Consider the following 16,978-nt stretch of genomic DNA (forward strand, 5'->3'; position numbering starts at 1 on the left):
GGTCACCCTCGCTGGATCTCGGCTTCGAGCTCCTCATGGGCCGCGGCCAGCGCTTCCTCCGCTGTCAGCTCTTCGGTGATGATCTGATCGAAGGTGCGGCCGAGGATGCGGTCAAGGGCGTTGAAGAAGGCGGGCGCCGCCACGGGCTTCGCCGTCTTCAAGGCATCGAAGAAGACCGGTGCGCTCTTCGGCGCGGAAAGGAAGCTCTCCTTTCTCGCCGCTTCCTCGTAGATGGGGATTTGCTGGCCGATCTCCATCAGCGCCGTCACGGTCTCGAGCGAGATCAACTGCTTGATCGCCTGGAAGGCGAGCTCCGGATTCTTCGATTGGGGGCTGATGCCCCAGCCGCCGCACCCGAACACAGTTTCGGCGCTTTCCTTGCGCGGCCAGGGTACGATGTCGAAATCGGTGAAGCCGTTCGCAACCCAGCCGGTCACCGGCCAGCGGCCAGCACCGACCATGGCGAAACGGCCGGCAGCAAACTGGTCATAGACATTGAGCCCGATTGGGTCGGGCGAGACGCCGTGCTCATAAACGAGAGCGTGTATGAACTCGGCGACCTCGAGAATCGTCGGATCGTTCAGGTTTGAATGCTTGAAATCCGCGGTAACCGGATATGTGCCGTTGGTGAGGTACCAAGGGTGAATGGCGAAATTGAACCAGGGCAAGCCATAGCCGTAGATCTTCTTGTCGCCTTCGCCGGTCGTCAGTTTCTTGGCGATCGCGACGAAGTCGTCCCAGGTCCAATCCGGCTTTGGCGGCTCGACGCCCGCCTCCTTGAAGATGCGGGTGTTGTAGTGGATGACCATCGTCTGGCCGCCGTTCGGAATTTCGTAGAGCTTGCCATCGACGGTAAGCGCGTCCTTCAACTTGGCCGGTATCTTGTCCACCAAGTCCTTGGCTTCCGGATCGGCAGCGATCAGCTCGTCGAGTGGCATCAGCAATTGCTTGTCGACGGCGAGCCGCACCCCCTCGACCGCAATGTTGATGATGTCGGGGGGATTTCCGCCGGCGATCTGGGTCACCAGCTTGTCTGCATAGTCCGACCATGAGGAGATCGGAGCGATATTGTCCTGCACGGTGACGTTTGGGTAGATCTTGCTGAACCGTTCAAAGGCCTCGCCATAGGCCTTCGCCTCGGAGGGATTGCCCCAGTTGTAGGTTGTGAGCCGAGCGGTGGTGTCTTTCGCCGGTGCGGCTGCCTGCGCCCTTGCCGGGAACATAGCTGGCGTCAGGACACCGGCTGCGGCCAACGCCGTCGCCCTGGTCAGAAAGTCTCGTCTGTTCATGCTCATTTCCCTTCTCCTCCTCAGGACGAGCGCGCCTACGCGTTGCTTCAGGTCCTTTTCGCTACATTCGACGCCGAACGGCGCCGGGTGGTCTCCAACTTCTTTTCAATTTCGATGTTGCGCAGTTCCGCATAGGCGCGGAAACGCTCGTCGGCAGCATCGATCTGTCTGGCCTGTTCGGGGCTAAGGCGATCACGGGCGACCCTCTCCGGCGCGCGGTCGCCGGGTGGCGTTGGCAGCCTTTGCTCGACGGGCAGGATGGTCAGCTTCGGCGAGGGAAGCGTCTGGTACCAGTAGGCGGTGGAGGCCCAGTCGTCGCTCAGATGATTGGCATGGCCATGCTCGATCGTCACGCGGATGCGGTTCTTGAACCGGACGGGATCGGTGAGATGGAAGCGGTAGGAGACCTGATAGCCGGGCACGATGCTCTCGTGGATTACCGAGCCGTTCGTCAGGAAGGCGTTGTTCTGCATTCCCCAGGCGTGATTGAAATAGTCCTCGGTGCCCGTGCCGTGAATCGACGGCGGCCAGGTGTCTTCGTCGACGAAGATCATCTCGTCGCCTTCGCCCCACCAGGAGCCTTGGAAGTGCGCCACCGAAAGGTTGCAGCCGACATATTGCCCGCGTCCTTCGGTTTCGAGGATGACGTAGTTCTCCTGGCCATCGAGATTGGGAATGTTGGTTTCAGGGCTGTTGGTCTGCAGATTCGGGCCCCAGCCACCGCACGGGTTCTCTCGCCGCCAAGAGGCGTGGAAATAAGCGATATCGTCGGCCAGCGGTGACTCGTAACGCTCGAAGTCGATGTAGAAGTACTGGCCGTACGGGACGTCGTTCTGGTTCTCGATCTCGACAATGGCGCGCTTGCCGAAGGGCATTTGGAAATAGCTGTTGAATGCGGCACTCCCGCCGAAGCGATAGCGCTCCTCCGGCTTGCTCGACACGGAGATCGGCAGGGACGAGAAGTTGCCCGGCATTGAATGACCGGTGCAGAAGAAGTCGCCAAGCGGCACCAGGACCGACGGCGTATCCTGGTCGTCCCAATAGATCTTCAGCAGTACCTTGCGGTAGTAATGCGGATCGGCGACCTCCCAGTTGAGACCGAGGGCGTTGTGGATCTCGAATACCGGCGCGACGTAATTGCCGGCGGTCGGATCGATCAGCCCGGCGCCAAGAACGCGTCGGCAAAATTGCGTCATCCAGATATGCGTGATGCAGCCCGGACCCTCGATATCGGCGAGGCGGACGGTGGAGTTGGCCGGGATCAGCCAATAGTCCTGGTTCTTGCCCTCCTGGTCCCAACTGGAAAGGCGTCCGGTCCGTGCGTCCTTGACGCGCGCGAGGTCGGCAAGCATCGAATGTCCTGGATGGCTGCTCGTCATCAATGTGTTCCCTTGGTTGAATGGCTGAGACGATTTCCGTCCGGCCCGAAGAAGTGCGCGCTCTCTGGCGCAAAGCGGAAATGAAGCACGGAGCCCTCGGCCAGCGGTGGCCCGTCTGGTTCCTTGGCGATCAGGTCGATGCCGTCGCTGGTTTTCGCGTAGATCAGCCGATGCTCGCCAAGATGCTCCTCGAACTGCAGCAGCGCGCTGAGAAAAGCCCGATCTGGTTCACACAGAACGAGGTTTTCCGGCCGCACGCCCATCGTTGCACGGCCTGTCGGACCGACGGGCGCCGGGATGGCCATCCCGAGCTGGCCGCGCGCCAGCCCCTCGCGTTCAAGGGTTACCGGAAGGAAATTCATCTTGGGGCTGCCGATGAAGCTGGCGACGAACAGGTTTGCCGGCGTTCGGTAAAGTTCGAGCGGCGTGCCGACTTGCTCGATCCTGCCCTGATTGAGCACCACGATACGGTCGGCGAGCGTCATCGCCTCGACCTGGTCGTGGGTCACGTAGATCATCGTCGCATCCACGATCTTGTGGAGCTTCGCGATTTCGATGCGCGTCTGGACCCTGAGCGCCGCGTCCAGGTTCGACAGCGGTTCGTCGAACAGGAAGAGGTGCGGCTCGCGCACGATCGAACGCCCAATGGCAACACGTTGGCGCTGACCCCCGGACATGTCCTTGGGGATCCGCTGCAGCAGCTCCTCGATCTGCAGCATCTTGGCGGCGCGGGTGACCCGCTGGTCGATCTCGCTTTTGTCCAGTCCGGCAATTTTCAGGCCGAAGGCCATGTTCTTGTAGGCGGTCATATGCGGGTAGAGTGCGTAGGACTGGAACACCATCGCTACGCCGCGTTCGGCGGGCTCAAGCAGGTTTGCCACGGTTCCGCCGATCCGGATCACGCCTCCGGAAATCGGTTCCAAGCCGGCGATCATCCGCAGCAGCGTCGACTTCCCGCAGCCGGATGGTCCGACGAAAACGACGAATTCGCCGAATGGTATCTGAAGATCAATTCCGCGGATCACCGTGGCGGCACCATACGACTTGGTGACGCCCTCAAGGTGTAAATCAGCCATTTTCTCCTCCCTCGAGCTGGCGCCGTGATGCCACTCCAGCGATAACGGCTTGCCAAATGTCGACGTCGAAATTAAATATCGACGTCGACATTTGTCAAGCTTGAAAGTTTCAGGCGCTGTGCGGCGCAGGGGAGGAGCAATGAGCAATATCGTGGAATTGGACGCGACGCGTGGAACGCGCTTCGAGTTTTGGGCCCGCCGAAAGGAGAAACCAGAGGCGGAGCGTACCGGTGGCGAGGTATTTACTCTCCGTGCTGGCGAGCGGATTGTCTACCGGATCGCGGCGCTGCCGCCTAGCTTTCAGTTCTACGCCTATACCCACCATGCGGGCGGCCCGCTCACCTTGGAGTGGGACGAGAACATCATCGAGATGTCGCTGTTCTACCGCTTCGATCCGGCACAGGTGGCTGAGGAAGGGGTGACGTTCCTGGAACTGCAGGGCGGCCGCCTTGTCGCTCGACCGAAAGAGACCTGGCGGGCATGGTACGAGAGCGATCCCGACCGGCCCCAGCTACGGTTCTCGCCGTTTCAGGCGTGGATGAACGATCCAAACGGCCTGTGTTTCGTCGACGGCCGCTATCACCTGTTTTACCAGTTCCATCCGGTCGACGCTGAATGGGGACCAATGCACTGGGGTCATGCAGTGAGCGACGATCTTTACCGCTGGACGCATCTTCCGGTGTTCCTTCAGCCGGAGCAGAATCTCTGGTCGCTGCGCGCGACCGGTGGCGCATTCTCCGGAAGCGCGTTTGTCGGTCCGGACGGCGGTTTGAACTTCTACTACACGGAACGCCTGCCAGCCTACGACCTCTTCAAGGACTACAAGGAAGTTCAGAAGCGGGTTGTCCCATCGAAGGACCTGCTCCGTCCAGAGGCCAACCGCCTGGTGCTCATCGATGGCCCTCCCGGCAGCGCCCATGATTTCCGCGATCCCAAGGTCTGGTACGATGCGGCGCGAGGGGTCTACCGTATGGTGCTCGGAGCCGCGATCGACGGGGACCCATCGGTACTGCTCTACGGCTCCGAGGATGGAGTGGACTGGAAATATCTATCGGTTCTTTACCGCGCTCCGGAACACTATCGTCAGCACGGCGCGCGTTGTGTCGAGTGCCCGGACTTCTTTGAACTCGAGGGCCGCTTCGTGATCGTCATGGGGTTCGTCGGCTACACCGACCCGGAAACTGGCCGTCACAATCTGCTATATGCACAGGTGGGAGAATTCGAGGACGACCGCTTCACACCCCTGACCCCTGCATTGCAGGAATTGGACTTCGGCACTGATTTCTACGCGATGCAGAGTTTCCGGGCAAAGGAGCGCCAGATCGCCGTTGCCTGGCTCTTCAATTGGGAATTCAGGAAGCCGGCAGGATCGCCCTACAGCGGCGAGCTGTCCCTCCCGCGTGTGCTTGGCCTCGACGCTCAACTGCGTCTGACGATGTTGCCGGAGGAGGGCTATCGAGCTCTGCGCTCCCATGCATTGACGCAGGCGACCCGCGGCCATTTTGTCTGCGAACCCGGACAACCGATCGAATTGTCGTTGGCAGGCACTCTCGATGGAATTCGAATTGTCGGACGCGGTGGTGACGGAGAAAGCTTTACGATCGCACACGTCTCGGGACGGCTACAGGTCAGAGTCGCGGAAGATACCGGGGAAATCGAGTACCGCTCGACTCCGTTGGTGCTCGAAAATCTGACGCTGTTCTTTGATCGGGGAGTACTAGAAATCTTCGCCAATGATGGCGTGGTCTGCGGCACTCGCCGCACCTACAAGATCGCAACACTGACCTCGCTGGAATTGGCATCCTCCGACATCGAGTCCTGCGAAGCCTGGAGCTATAACTCCGTCTGGCGAGACTAACATTTGCGTCATGTCGGGCACTGGAAGAACCATGCGGCGGGCGTCACTACGACGCTCGCCGCAGCAAGACATTGCTTTCGGCGAATGGGGTGAGAGGCGCGACAGCGACACGCACGACTGACCGCTTTTCGCGCGAAATCGTCACCTCCGCCGTCTCTGTCACGGGCGACCGCAACGGGTCGAGAATTCGCCTTCGTCAGCGTCGCGGCTGCGTGGTTTCCCGTCATACACCCCGCCGATCGGAACTAGCAGAGAGCGCCAATGTCGGTCGTAGAGATCAGCTTTGCCGCTCCTGAAAGCAGTAGTTGGCGAACGCCCCGCTCCGCCGTTAATCGGAATCGCTTGGAGCACTCGCAAACGTCCCCTATTGTCATACCATGGGGTCTTTTCGAAGTTGAGCGTTGGGCCCTCGTCACCGAGGGGGTCAATCAGACATGAGGCTCGTCCTCATCGCTCTCGCTGTCGCCCATAACTGGTATTCCGGCCACCATGATCCGGTTACCGGCTACGAATGCTGCGACAACAAGGACTGCCGGGTCATCAGCCCGAGCTATGTCGAGCCGCTGCCGGGTGGCAACTTCAACATCCGCACCGGCTCCAAGACAAGATACTTCATCCCCAAGAACCGGGTTTTGGAGAGCGAAGACAGCCAGTATCACGTCTGCACGTCCGCCCCGCATATGACGATCCGCTGCTTCTTCGCCCCACACACTGAGGCAAAAGCGATGGGCGGCGTTGCGGGCTCACTTGAGAGGTAGAGCCTCCGGCCGGACACGGCGTGCATCCGCGAGCTGAATGACCTCTTCCGCCCTAAGCTGACGAGCAGGAACGCCTCATGTCGCCATAGAGGCTGCCCCTTATCACCGACCGAAGCGGACATCACGGACTGCAAGCTGTAGGTCGGCATTCGCCAAAGTCAGCGATTTCATCACGCCGGACGCCACTGGCTGCAACGGGTCGATCCTTCCGGTTCCCGGAGGCGGCCGCACTGGGTGGACTGCGGAAGTTCGAGCGAACGAGCGAATCGGCCGCTAAGCGGGACCTTTCGGCCATTCGTGCCGGCCCGTACTAGGACGAATTTTAGCTGCCGTCTTGTTGCTTGCGTCGAAGCTCTTCCTGGCTTGACAAGCTGACGGCGGTTGCGGGAGTAGCGATCGTCCAGGAAAGAGACTTTCGCGATGCGATCGGCACGGAAAGGACGATAGTCCTAACGCAGTCGTACCACCCGGCAATAAACCGCCAACCGGCTTCCGCCACCTGATGATGCTCACCCAGTCGGTCGCGATCGCGCTCGCAGTTTTCCTGGCGGTCATGGTGCTGGGAAGGAGCGCCGATCTGGGCCATTCTCGCGGTGGCGGCGGGGCGTGGCCGACGTGCGGGCACATCCACACGGTCGTCAGGACGCCGATGGCAACGACTACGGCAAGGACTTGCTGCGCCAGCACCACGAAGCACACGCCCATGATCCAGTGCACGGCCACCGCTCGACATCGTACGCTAAGGCTCAACGAAACATGAACTTCCGAGTCGGAACGCTTGAGAGAGAAGAGGATTCCATTGACTATTCGGGAGTTAACGTGTCGCGTCCCCTCGACCTGGCTCCCTCGCATGTGCCGCCAACTGCTTCAATTGCTCGGCTTACCCGCACTGCAATGCTGCTGGATGAAGTCCGACAGGAAGGTTGAAGCGTGAACGCACCTCCGATGCACAGCGATCGCCTGAGGCACTTTCGAGAATGTCCCCTCAACAACGCGGAAACCTGGATTCTCTTCGCAGAAACGTGACAGGGACTCGGTCAGGCCCGCAGCCGCATCGCACTGGGAGGATACAAGCATGTCCAGGGCGGAGGCCGGATTTTCGGTATGGAGGAGGATTGCATTTCTGACCTGTCGCTCAAGCTGCTTTGTATACGCAGCGGTTCTGGCGGCGGCAATGCGCACCCCTTCGACGTCAACATGCCCCACGCTACCCAGCGGGCTACTGTCTGGCACCAGAAAGCTGGCGGTCACCGTGGTATAGGGTGGCGAGAAGGAGAACCTGTCGGCACGTGACGGATCGGAAGCAATGAATGCAACGTCCCACTCGTTGCCTTCGGCAGCCGCAAGAATGTCAGCGGCCGATCCGTATCGAACCAGCGACAAACTGCAGTCGAGTTCTGCCGCAAGCGCGATCGCGATCTGCGCGCTCGGCCCTGTTAGAACGCCTGTCACTGGATCGAGTTGGACAAGTGCGGCATTCGACATGTTGACCGCCGCTCTGATGACTCCCATCGGTGCGATTTCATTGAGGAGTTCATCACGTTCCGGCATCGCGGTACTCTCCTTGCGATGCAAATCGTGCCGCGAGTGCTTCCGATCCCCTTGCCAGAACAGCGACATCGACACCAACGGCAGTAAATAGTGTTCCCAGTGAGATGCACCGTGCCGCGAACTTCTCATCCGGGGTAAGAATGCCCGCAGGCTTGCCGAGCGCTTTCAGGCGTTCAATCGCGTCGACAATTGCATCGACCACCTCCGGGTGGCTCGGTTGGCCCCTGTGTCCGAAACTCGCTGCCAGGTCTGCCGGTCCTACGAATACGCCGTCCACTCCCTCTACCGACGCAATCGACTCGAGGTTGCCAAGCGCTTCCCGCGTCTCAACTTGCAGCAACAGGCAGATTTCCCGTTCCGCATTTTGCGCATAGTTTGTAACTCGGCCGAAACGAGTGGCGCGCGTCAGGGCAGAAACACCACGAATCCCATCCGGAGGATATCGCACCGCCGCGACTGCGGCTTTCGCCTCTTCTGCGCTCTGAACGTAGGGAACGAGCAGTGTCTGAACGCCAATATCCAGGAAACGTTTGATGAGAACGGGGTCGTTGATGGCCGGGCGGACGACTGGAGAAACGTCGTATGGTGCGACCGCTTGCAATTGCGGCAGGACGGTCAGAACGTCACCCGGGGAATGTTCCGTGTCGAACAGGAGCCAATCGAAACCTGAAGGCGCGACGATTTCCGCGGCGTAGTTTCCCGGCAGGCCACACCACAGGCCGATCTGACTTTGACCAGCAAGAAGCTTCTGCTTGAACCGATTGACAGGATGTTCCATCTAGCACCTCACACGAACGACACGCCGATGGAGCCAACAGGGCCATAGTCGGCCTGAATGACATCACCTTTCGCGATATCGACAGGACGCGTGAAGGAGCCGGCCAGGACGATTTGTCCCTTCTTCAGGCCACCGCCCACAGCATGAAGTTTGTTGACCAGCCACGCGATGCCGGCTGCCGGATGTCCCATGATCGCCGCCGACACGCCCGACTCCTCGATGATGCCGTTCTTGGAAAGAGTCGCTCCGACCCAACGGATATCAATGTCCATCGGGCGAATTATACGGCCGCCAACGACGAGGGCGCCGAAAGCCGCATTGTCCGCAATGGTATCGGTGATCGCTCGAGGGACTTCGGTCCGGTAGTCGATAATCTCGAGCGCCGGGACAACGAACTCGGTCGCACGCATGACGTCATAGATCCTGGTGCCGGGCCCGAGGAGATCCTCACCCATAACAAAGGCCAGCTCGACCTCGAGGCGCGGCTTGATAAACAAGTCAGCCCTGATCTGCGCTCCATCGTTGTAAAGCGCATCGTCAAGAATGCAGCCGTAGTCGGGCTCCGTCATCTTCGAAGCCATCTGCATTGCGCGTGACGTCAGGCCAATCTTATGCCCGACGATCCGTGCGCCCTTGGCTACCCTCGCCTCCGCCCACAAAGCCTGAATTCGGTAGGCGTCCTCGAGTTCGAGGTTCGGGTAGGTCTCGCTAGGCTGTATGATCGGCTTGCGCTCGATTTCAGCTTTGAGCAGCGCGTCTGCCGCGGCCCGGCGTTCTTCTTCGGTGATCATATCGTTTGCTCTGCTGATCATGATTTATTTGATCGGGGGACGCGGCAAAACGGCTTCGCCGGGCTCCATGACATAGGTGTAGTCGAGCGAGAACCACGGACCGGGAATATCCGCTTCGGTCGGATGGGGCTCCTCATGACGAATGAAGTCGCCGGTCAGCGCTGCAGTGACACCGAACTGAACATCGGAGTCGATGTTCGGGTCGCTGGGGTCGAAGACCTGGGAAATCAGCGTCTTGTATCCGTGCTTGAAGATCAGTGCGTGCAGGTGCGCTGGTCGGTACGGATGGCGTCCCTGAGCTTTGAGCAGGCGTCCGACCACGCCATCGACCGGTATCGGATACCCGACCATCTTGACGGTCCTGAACCAGAACCGACCTTGCTCGTCGGTCATGAGTTTGCCGCGCAAGTTCATCTCGGCCTGGTCCGGGTCCTGGTTTTCATAAAGACCGACGGGAGATGCATGCCACACATCCACTTCGGCGCCGGCAATTGGCTTACCGTCGCGGTCAACGACCTTGGCATGCACGAACAAGGGAGTGCCCGGCGTCTCGGATCGGATAATCGTCCCGCCATTTTCGACTCGCGGAGAGTTGAGGCGCCAGAATGGGCCCAACAGCGACTGGGAGGTCTCAGTCTGTCCCCTGTCGCCATTGTTCAGCAGGCAGACAAGTGAAGACACGCCAAGAGAACCGGCCATCAGCACAAACTCGTTGTGGTGATCAGTATGCAGCTTCCCGATCTCATTCAGCATGGCTGTCGCCTCCCGAAACTCGACCTCCGTCAGTCGAACCTCGCGCACGAAGGCATGAAGATGCTTGACCATCGCCACGAGGATTTCTCGCAGGCGGGGGTCTTCAGTGCGATTCATCACAGCAAGGACGGCTGGCGTCAGATCGCTTTCCGTTTTGATCACCATGTGGGGCTACCTCCCGATTTCCCCGACTATCCAAATAATCGATTATCTGTCAAGGGCCGCCGTACATCCTCGGGGCGCCAATTAGCCAAAAGAAGCAGGATGTCGGCATGCAACAGATTGATTTCGTTATATATCACTTGTGAAAGAGAGCTAAGGCTCGACTTTTCTGCAGATTCAGCGCACTCACGTTGACAGGAATAATCGTTTATTGTATCGATCATCGACAATTAGTTCGGGGAGCCTCGGGAGGAACAATGGTACCGGATGACGACGGCGCATTTGCTCCGACGACAGAAGATGCTCCATCGTCTTCTGGCTTTCTTGACGACGGCAAAAACACAATTGGGAGCCAGCTTGCATCCCGTCTTCGTGAGGCGATCATCTCCGGCGAGCTTCAGGCTGGCAGCAAGATCAATCTCGACAAGGCGCGCAAGACGTTCAACGTAAGCCTCAGTCCGCTGCGTGAAGGGTTGGCGCGGCTGATATCGGACGGTCTAGTGGAGTTCGAGGATAATCGCGGCTACCGCGTTTCATCAATTTCCTTGGCCAATCTGGAAGAGATCACCACCCTGCGCGAAGAGTTTGAAGTCTTTGCGCTTCGCGAGTCCATGCGGCTCGGCGATGTGGAGTGGGAGGGCAACGTCATGCGCGCGCTGCATCGCCTGAACCGCACCGAGCGTGACGCGGCTCGGCCAGAGACACTGGAGCGCTGGGAAGAGCTCCACCGCGAATTTCATCTGACACTCATATCTGGCTGCGGGAAGCCGATCCTGCTCCATTTCTGTAGATTGCTTCTTAATCTCAACGACCGCTATCGCCGGGTGTTTCTGACCCGCACGTCGGGTGACCGCAACGTCAGCCAGGAGCACAGTGAGATTGCTCAGGGAGCCGTCGCGCGGGATCTGGACTATTCGTGCGATAAGTTGCGTCAGCATATCCACCGCACGGGAACCAATCTGCGCAATCACCTCGCGACAAAGGGGGTATTGTGATGACCGTCGCGACGCCAAGACCGGGCCTTGAACTGGGCGTGGCGCATTTTTCATCCATCGCGCTGCCGCCCAAGGAATTCGCCGTGATAGCTGCTCGGGCGGGTTTTGCGTCGATAGGTCTGCGTCTGCACCCTGCCTTTCCCGGAGCCCCTTTCTACGAGTTGCCGGTGGGCAGCCACAGTGCCCAGGAGTTCAAGACAGTTGCCGATGGCGAGGGCATCAAGGTGTTCGATATCGAGTTCTTCGTGATCAACGAGAACTTCGTTGCGGCCTCCCACGAGGCGACCGTGGCAGCCGCCGCGAACATAGGGGCGCGCCGGCTGAGTGTTTGCGGCGATGATCGAGACGGCGGCCGTCTTGCCGCAAACTTTTCTGAGTTTTGCGCCCTCGCAGGGCGATATGACATGTCAGTCGACATCGAAAACATGGGCTGGCGGACGGTAAGAACCTTTCGCGACAGTGTAGCGGTCGTGAATTCCTGTGGAGTAGAGAACGCCGGTGCCCTCGTTGACGGGATTCACTTCTTCCGAAACGGCGCCTCGATCGACGAGCTTCGCGGAAATGCAGAGAAGGTAAAACACGTCCAGCTTTGCGACGTCCGCGGGCCTGCTCCCAAAACATCGGACGCAATGATCGCCGAGGCGAGAAGCGGCAGGCTCGCTCCTGGAGAAGGCGAATTGCCATTGAAGGACCTCTGGGCGGCAACCGAATACGGCGCTGCTATCTCGGTTGAAGTGCCACTCGTCGGGACGGTGGACCCGGAGGCACATCTAAAACATCTGCATGACAGCGCACTGGAGATTTTGAAACCGGATCATTGATCCGGCGCCGACGCGGCGTAAGCCAGTCGGAGGGAGGAAGTCTTACATGACTTATACGTTTGATTTCGGTGCGGTCCTCGACCGCGCCCCGGAATTGCTATGGGGCTCGCTTGGAACGCTTGGCCTTGCGTTGGCTGGGATGCTCCTCGCACTCGTCATCGGAATCCTGGGCGTTGTTGCAAGGACTTCCAAGAGCGAGATCACGCGGACTCCCGTGATCGTCTTCGTCGAGGTCGTGCGTAATACGCCATTCCTCGTGCAGATCTTCTTCATATATTTTGCCCTTCCTCTCATGGGCATCCGCCTCAATCCGACCGCCACTGCGATCATTGCCCTCGGGATCAATGGCGGGGCGTACGCAATCGAGATCATCCGAGGCGGGGTCGAGAGCGTGTCGCGCGGCCAGATCGAGGCAGGTTTCGCACTTGGTCTGCACAAGGCGGACGTCTTCCGGCTCATCGTGCTCAAGCCGGCACTGCGGGCGATTTATCCCTCGCTCACAAGCCAGTTCATCATGCTGACACTGACAACGTCTGTCTGCACGTCAATCGCCGCCTACGAACTGACCTCGGCCGCTCAGCGCATTGAGTCTGACACCTTCCGCAGCTTCGAAGTCTATTTCACGGTGACCGCTATCTACCTGGTTATCTCGACACTGATGATGGGCTTCTTTGCCCTCATTTCTCGCCACTACTTCAACTACCCGACGCGATAGGAGGCAGCCATGGGTCCCATCGGCGAAAATGAATTCTTCTTTTTGATGCAGGGTTTGAAGTGGACCGTGCTGCTCGCGATCGTGGGCTTCATCGGTGGGGGGATATTCGGAATCCTGATCGCGCTGCTACGCACCTCGAAGACGAAAGTCGCCCGCACGATCACCGCAGGCTATATCGGCGTCTTCCAGGGCACGCCCCTTCTGATGCAGCTCTTCGTTGTCTATTACGGCGTTGCGCTGTTGGGCATCGAGGTCAACGCGTGGATCGCGGTCGCAATCGCCTTCACGCTCCATGCCAGTGCTTTCCTGGGAGAGATCTGGCGCGGCTCCATCGAGGCTGTGCCGAAGGGCCAGACGGAGGCCGCCAACGCCCTCGGTCTGCATTATGTCTCGCGGATGAAAGACGTCATCTTGCCGCAGGCCCTGAAAATCTCGATGCCGGCCACGATCGGCTTCCTGGTCCAGCTCATCAAGGGCACGTCGCTGGCAGCAATCGTCGGCTTCATTGAACTGACTCGCGCCGGGCAGATCATTTCAAACCAGACCTATCGTCCGCTGCTCGTCTTCGGGATCGTCGGCGCAATCTACTTCATCATTTGCTGGCCGCTCTCCCATGCCGGAAGTGGCCTCGAAAAACGGATGGCGAAAGCTGCCCGCTAACCGCTTCGCTCGAAGCAAAACTCTTGAGGAGGAGAATAAGCATGCATAACAATCGTAGGAGTTTTCTCGGACTTGCACTGGCAGCCGTTGCCTTCGCAACCGTTGGCGCTGCCACCGCCTCTGCGGCAAGTGTGGAGGAAATCAAGGCAAAGGGCACGCTTGTGGTCGGCATCCAGGGTGACAATGCGCCATGGGGGTTCGTCAACACAAGCGGCGTGCAGGACGGCTTCGACGCTGACGTCGCCAACCTTTTTGCCAAGGAATTAGGCGTGAAGGTTCAATTCCAGCCGCTCGCCGTTGCCAACCGAATTCCGGCGCTTACGACCGGCAAAGTCGACATCCTGTTCGCAACGATGGCGATGACGGAAGAACGGGCGAAATCAATTCAATACAGCAAGCCCTACGCCGCTAACACGATCTCGCTTTTTGCCGCGAAGTCCGACACGATTACGAAGCCTGAAGACGTCGCGGGATGGGAGATCGGCGTTCCGAAGTCCAGTTCGCAGGATAAGGCAGTAACGGACGCCGTCGGATCCACCGCAACGGTTCGCCGCTTTGATGACGACGCCGCAACCATCCAGGCTCTCATCTCCGGACAGGTAAAGGCGGTTGGCGGCAACCAGTTCTATGGTCAGCGTCTGGATGCGGCGAGTCCCGGCACTTATGAGCGCAAGATTGACTTTCTGACGACCTACAACGGCGTCGGGACCCGTCTCGGCGAGAAGGACTGGAACGAAGCCGTCAACGCCTTCATCAACAAGATCAAGGCCAATGGTGAGCTTGCCGCCATCACGAAGAAGTGGATGGCGATCGATCTACCGCAGTTCCCGGAATCCATTCCGAACATCCCGTTCACCGTCAATTAAAGGCCAAATGGAGGGTTCCGTGCTCAATTCCGCAAAAGATCAACCGACGCTGATTTCCCTTGAGGACGTGCAGAAGTGGTACGGCGCTTTCCATGCCTTGAAATCCATCAGTCTGGCGGTCCGCAAAGGCGAAAAAATCGTCCTCTGCGGGCCGTCAGGCTCCGGAAAATCAACGTTAATCCGCTGCATCAATGCCCTCGAAATGATCGACGACGGCAAGATCGTCGTCGAGGGTCAGGTACTGGACGGAAGCACCAAATCCGTCGATGCGATACGTCGCGAAGTGGGAATGGTATTCCAGAGCTTCAATCTCTTCCCCCACATGACCGTACTTCAGAACTGTACACTCGCCCCGATGCGTGTTCGAGGCACAAGCCACACTGACGCAGAGCGACTGGCTCGAAAATATCTCGAGCGCGTTCGAATCCTTGACCAGGCGGAAAAGTACCCTGCGCAGCTATCCGGCGGACAACAACAACGCGTTGCCATCGCTCGCGCGCTCTGTATGGAGCCGAAGGTCATGCTCTTCGACGAACCGACCTCTGCCCTCGATCCTGAAATGGTGAAGGAGGTGCTCGACACCATGATCGGGCTCGCCCGTGACGGCATGACGATGATCTGTGTCACGCACGAAATGGGGTTTGCCCGTCAGGTCGCTGATCGCGTCATCTTCATGGCCTCCGGAGAAATCGTCGAAGAGGCCGAACCGGAGGTCTTCTTCAAGTCTCCCAAGCACCAACGCACGAAAACCTTCCTCGGCGAAATCCTGGCCCACCACTGACGTTCGAAAGCGATGCCAATGCACGACAAGAAATTCCTCGTGGGACTGATCGGTGCCGACATCCAAATGTCAAAGTCCCCGGCCCTCCACGAAACGGAGGCTCGACACCAGGGCCTCGATTACCGTTACGAGCTTCTCGACTTCGCCGAGCGAGGGCTTCCCGCCTCCGCGCTGCCAGATCTCCTAGACGAGGAAGAGCAGCGCGGTTTTGCCGGGAGCAACATTACACATCCGTGCAAGCAGACGGTGATCGCCCACCTCAATCGCCTTTCCGAGGATGCAGAGATGCTCGGTGCGGTCAACACCGTGGTCTTTCGCAACGGCGAGAGGATCGGCCACAACACTGATTGGTACGGTTTCTACGAGAACTTCCAGCGCGGCCTTCCGGACGTCGCGAAGTCGCATGCCGTCCTGCTTGGCGCCGGCGGCGCCGGTGTCGCCGTGGCGCATGCCGCAATCAAGCTCGGTATTGAGAGATTATCGATCTTTGACCAGGATTCGAAACGGGCGGAAACCTTGGCTGGGCAGTTGAACGATCGGTTCTCGAGGGAGTGTGCTCGTGCCACGGCGGATGTCGGCAGCGCCCTGCGCTCCGCGGACGGCCTCATCCACGCGACGCCGACGGGTATGAAGAGCCATCCTGGTTTGCCGATCGAGGCGGAATGGCTTCTGCCACGGCATTGGGCAGCCGACATCGTCTATATGCCGCTCGTCACAGAGCTCCTTGCTCTCGCCGAAAGAAAAGGCTGCCGGACCCTTCGTGGCGGCGGCATGACCGTCTACCAGGCAGCAGCGGCTTTCGAATTGTTCACCGGGATAGCACCCGACGCAGAGCGCATGTCCCGTCACTTTATGGACTTGTGCCGCCTGTCGGCTTGATGGGGAGATCCCAAATGCCGCATATCATCATCGATTATAGCCAGGGCGCAGGCGAGCATGTAGCCATGGACCGGCTGACGCTGACCGTGCATCGCTGTGTTCGCGATGGCGGCCTTGTGAAACCTTCCGCCGTGCGCACGCTTGCGCGGGAGGCGACATACTCCTGCGTGGGCGATGAGCATGTCGATAATCATTTCATCCAAATCATCGTGCGGATGGCACCGGGTCGTACTGCAGAGACCAAGCAAAAACTTCTCACTGCCGTTCTCGACGCCGCGCGGGCGATCGCCGCGCCTGCACTCGAAGCTGGGAGGCTCGGCTTGCGTGCCGATCTCTACGAGTCGGACCCTGATTTTGCTGTTCAAGCAATCGCGTTTGTCTGACCAGGATGACGTGCTCAAGAAGGACGCTATGCTATGAGCCTGATCTACGTTCTCAATGGACCAAACCTCAACCTGCTTGGCAAACGCCAGCCGCACATCTACGGGCATGAAACGCTCGCAGACGTAGAGGCGGACTGCCGCAAGCTGGCAGCCGAACTCGGCCATGAAATCCGCTTTCATCAGAGCAACCGGGAATACGAGATCATCGATTGGATTCATGAGGCGCGCGAGGACGGTGCGGGCATCGTCATCAATCCGGCGGCCTTCACCCATACCTCACTCGCCATCCTTGACGCTCTGAACACATTTGAAGGGCCTGTGATCGAGATCCACATCTCCAATGTGCACAAGCGCGAAAGCTTCCGACACCATTCGTTCGTTTCGCACCGCGCGGACGGCGTGATCTGCGGCCTTGGAACAGAAGGATACCAGCTTGGCATCCGGCGCGCGGCGACAATGATCAAGGCGGCGAGCAAGGGCTGA

General features: G+C 59.3%; 18 protein-coding genes. 11 read left to right on the forward strand and 7 right to left on the reverse strand.

The annotated features are described in order from the left end of the window. Positions 1–2 precede the first annotated feature (2 nt). From M728_RS18555 to M728_RS18565, 3 genes are read right to left on the reverse strand one after another with little or no spacing between them, the layout of a single operon-like run. Positions 3–1,295: a sugar ABC transporter substrate-binding protein gene (locus M728_RS18555; protein WP_026622302.1), complete on the reverse strand. Its 1,293-nt coding sequence runs from the start codon at positions 1,293–1,295 to the stop codon at positions 3–5. 41 nt (positions 1,296–1,336) lie between these two features. After that, entirely contained in the window at positions 1,337–2,668 is a 1,332-nt protein-coding gene (locus tag M728_RS18560) for a glycoside hydrolase family 172 protein (RefSeq protein WP_034884214.1), read from the reverse strand. Continuing rightward, positions 2,668–3,891 carry an ABC transporter ATP-binding protein gene (locus tag M728_RS18565; protein WP_370906494.1) on the reverse strand — a complete coding sequence of 408 codons (1,224 nt, stop codon included), beginning with the start codon at positions 3,889–3,891 and terminating at the stop codon, positions 2,668–2,670. The genes M728_RS18560 and M728_RS18565 overlap by 1 nt, the downstream gene beginning before the upstream one ends. Between M728_RS18565 and M728_RS18570 the strand changes: the two genes are divergently transcribed. Next, the gene (locus tag M728_RS18570; RefSeq protein WP_026622300.1) at positions 3,884–5,602 is read left to right on the forward strand and encodes a GH32 C-terminal domain-containing protein; all 1,719 of its coding nucleotides are present in this window, start codon (positions 3,884–3,886) and stop codon (positions 5,600–5,602) included. The two genes, M728_RS18565 and M728_RS18570, sit on opposite strands and share 8 nt — an antisense overlap. A 434-nt stretch (positions 5,603–6,036) precedes the next feature. Continuing rightward, positions 6,037–6,360: a hypothetical protein gene (locus M728_RS18575; RefSeq protein ID WP_026622299.1), complete on the forward strand. Its 324-nt coding sequence runs from the start codon at positions 6,037–6,039 to the stop codon at positions 6,358–6,360. An 867-nt stretch (positions 6,361–7,227) separates the two neighbouring features. Here M728_RS18575 and M728_RS18580 read toward each other — a convergent pair. From M728_RS18580 to M728_RS18595, 4 genes are read right to left on the reverse strand one after another with little or no spacing between them, the layout of a single operon-like run. After that, positions 7,228–7,911 (reverse strand): transporter substrate-binding domain-containing protein, encoded by a 684-nt coding sequence (locus M728_RS18580; RefSeq protein ID WP_026622297.1) that lies wholly within the window; start codon positions 7,909–7,911, stop codon positions 7,228–7,230. Then, the gene (gene hpaI / locus M728_RS18585; protein WP_026622296.1) at positions 7,898–8,689 is read right to left on the reverse strand and encodes a 4-hydroxy-2-oxoheptanedioate aldolase; all 792 of its coding nucleotides are present in this window, start codon (positions 8,687–8,689) and stop codon (positions 7,898–7,900) included. The genes M728_RS18580 and hpaI overlap by 14 nt, the downstream gene beginning before the upstream one ends. 8 nt (positions 8,690–8,697) lie before the next feature. Further along, positions 8,698–9,480 carry a fumarylacetoacetate hydrolase family protein gene (locus tag M728_RS18590; protein WP_026622295.1) on the reverse strand — a complete coding sequence of 261 codons (783 nt, stop codon included), beginning with the start codon at positions 9,478–9,480 and terminating at the stop codon, positions 8,698–8,700. A gap of 24 nt (positions 9,481–9,504) precedes the next feature. Next, positions 9,505–10,398, reverse strand: a complete 894-nt coding sequence (locus M728_RS18595) for an intradiol ring-cleavage dioxygenase (protein WP_026622294.1) — start codon at positions 10,396–10,398, stop codon at positions 9,505–9,507. A 254-nt stretch (positions 10,399–10,652) separates the two neighbouring features. Here M728_RS18595 and M728_RS18600 point away from each other — a divergent pair, with 254 nt between their 5' ends. The 9 genes from M728_RS18600 to aroQ are packed head-to-tail and all read left to right on the forward strand — an operon-like array spanning position 10,653 to position 16,978. Further along, positions 10,653–11,390: a GntR family transcriptional regulator gene (locus M728_RS18600; RefSeq protein ID WP_026622293.1), complete on the forward strand. Its 738-nt coding sequence runs from the start codon at positions 10,653–10,655 to the stop codon at positions 11,388–11,390. Beyond that, positions 11,390–12,211 carry a sugar phosphate isomerase/epimerase gene (locus M728_RS18605; RefSeq protein WP_026622292.1) on the forward strand — a complete coding sequence of 274 codons (822 nt, stop codon included), beginning with the start codon at positions 11,390–11,392 and terminating at the stop codon, positions 12,209–12,211. Before M728_RS18600 ends, M728_RS18605 begins: the two co-directional genes overlap by 1 nt. Before the next feature lie 46 nt (positions 12,212–12,257). Then, positions 12,258–12,926 carry an amino acid ABC transporter permease gene (locus tag M728_RS18610; RefSeq protein ID WP_026622291.1) on the forward strand — a complete coding sequence of 223 codons (669 nt, stop codon included), beginning with the start codon at positions 12,258–12,260 and terminating at the stop codon, positions 12,924–12,926. 9 nt (positions 12,927–12,935) lie between these two features. Continuing rightward, a complete protein-coding gene (locus tag M728_RS18615) occupies positions 12,936–13,586 on the forward strand; it encodes an amino acid ABC transporter permease (RefSeq protein ID WP_026622290.1) in 651 nt (216 codons plus the stop codon). A 41-nt stretch (positions 13,587–13,627) separates the two neighbouring features. Continuing rightward, positions 13,628–14,452 (forward strand): transporter substrate-binding domain-containing protein, encoded by an 825-nt coding sequence (locus tag M728_RS18620; RefSeq protein ID WP_026622289.1) that lies wholly within the window; start codon positions 13,628–13,630, stop codon positions 14,450–14,452. A gap of 7 nt (positions 14,453–14,459) precedes the next feature. Beyond that, positions 14,460–15,233: an amino acid ABC transporter ATP-binding protein gene (locus M728_RS18625; RefSeq protein ID WP_051440992.1), complete on the forward strand. Its 774-nt coding sequence runs from the start codon at positions 14,460–14,462 to the stop codon at positions 15,231–15,233. Between the two features lie 18 nt (positions 15,234–15,251). Further along, complete coding sequence (locus M728_RS18630; RefSeq protein ID WP_026622287.1) at positions 15,252–16,112, forward strand: shikimate dehydrogenase; 861 nt, start codon at positions 15,252–15,254, stop codon at positions 16,110–16,112. A 14-nt stretch (positions 16,113–16,126) separates the two neighbouring features. Continuing rightward, positions 16,127–16,495: a 5-carboxymethyl-2-hydroxymuconate Delta-isomerase gene (locus M728_RS18635; protein WP_026622286.1), complete on the forward strand. Its 369-nt coding sequence runs from the start codon at positions 16,127–16,129 to the stop codon at positions 16,493–16,495. 33 nt (positions 16,496–16,528) lie between these two features. Further along, positions 16,529–16,978: a type II 3-dehydroquinate dehydratase gene (gene aroQ, locus M728_RS18640; RefSeq protein WP_007537427.1), complete on the forward strand. Its 450-nt coding sequence runs from the start codon at positions 16,529–16,531 to the stop codon at positions 16,976–16,978.

Source organism: Ensifer sp. WSM1721, from assembly GCF_000513895.2.
In the GTDB taxonomy this organism is placed as follows: Bacteria; Pseudomonadota; Alphaproteobacteria; order Rhizobiales; family Rhizobiaceae; genus Sinorhizobium.